The sequence below is a fragment of the Lacticaseibacillus camelliae DSM 22697 = JCM 13995 genome (assembly GCF_001436615.1).
Lineage (GTDB): Bacteria > Bacillota > Bacilli > Lactobacillales > Lactobacillaceae > Lacticaseibacillus > Lacticaseibacillus camelliae.
Map to the genome: position 1 here is coordinate 1 of NZ_AYZJ01000021.1, position 1,275 is coordinate 1,275.

Here is a 1,275-nt window from a genome sequence, read left to right on the forward strand (position 1 = left end):
AGTTTGAGTGCTTGCACAATCAGATCGGTTTCGCACAGCTGGATCAGATGATCAAGCAAGCCAACGACCCAGTCGTTTATTTTGAAGCCACAGGCATCTATTCTCAGCCGCTGGTACGCTTCTGCCAAGACCATCAATTGCGGTATGGACGATTGAACCCGCTAGAGTTACATCTACATTCAGAGACTTTGCGACGGGTGAAGACGGATCAAAAAGATGCCCACAGAATCGCTTTGTCTGTGATGCATCATCAATATCGGCTGACTACACCTTGGAGGCCAGAATATGAGCAGTTACGCCAGTTAAATCGTTTCTACCAACAGGTTATGAATGATATCAAATTAACCCGATTAAAGCTTTATACTGCGCTCCAACAGACCTTTCCAGAAGTGGAGAAGCTCTTTAGTTCTCGAGTTTCGAAGCTTGCGCTAAACGTGATCTTACTGTTTCCGCATCCAGACTTTGTACGGCATATCTCACGTACTTGCTTAAAGAACAAGCTGATGAATGAAACGGATAAGAAGCTGTCCAAAGCTAAAGGCTTAAAATACGCAGAGAAGCTGATTGGTTATGCCAAAGATAGTTATCCAGCCGCTGATTCCGACAGTATTCAAGTCCAAGAAGTGCAATATTATTGCCGCCAGTTAATCGGGTTGACTAAGCAAGAAGACATACTGCGCGAACAAATGAACACAACCGCAGAGCCGTTGGCACAATTTCAGATCTATCAGTCCATGCCTGGTATCGGGGCGTTATCGGCAGCTCAATTAGTTGGTGAAATTGGAGATATTCTTCGCTTTGATAATGCCAATCAAGTCAACGCGTATGTCGGTATCGATTTGAATCGCTATCAATCTGGCAAGTATCAGCGCCAAGACCATATCAACAAGCGTGGTAATCCTCACGCCCGTGCATTGCTTTATCTGATCGTCAAAAACATGATTCGCCAACAAGCCGCCGCGCCCAATCACATTGTCGATTATTACTACCAACTAAAAAAGCAACCTATCCCGAAGCGAGATAAGGTTGCCATCGTGGCTTGCATGAACAAGACACTGAAATGCCTATACGCCATGGTCATGGCGGGCACAAAGTATCGTTACCGATACACGGACTCGAAGTCCACTATTAGCCCGGAGTCTTAAGCTCCTACATTCGTATAGTAGTTCAAACCACCACATTTTTAAAGCAAGCAGGCGAAGCTTATTTAGCTTACCAAAAAAGTGACGACCGTTAGCGGCCCCAACTACCTTGATACAGAATCCTACAAGACCT

The 1,275-nt window shown here is 45.2% G+C and carries 1 protein-coding gene; it reads left to right on the forward strand.

The features are described 5' to 3' along the window. The coding region (locus tag FC75_RS03810; RefSeq protein WP_056989169.1) for an IS110 family RNA-guided transposase at positions 1-1,145 on the forward strand (1,145 nt) is incomplete at its 5' end. Between the last annotated feature and the right edge of the window lie 130 nt (positions 1,146-1,275).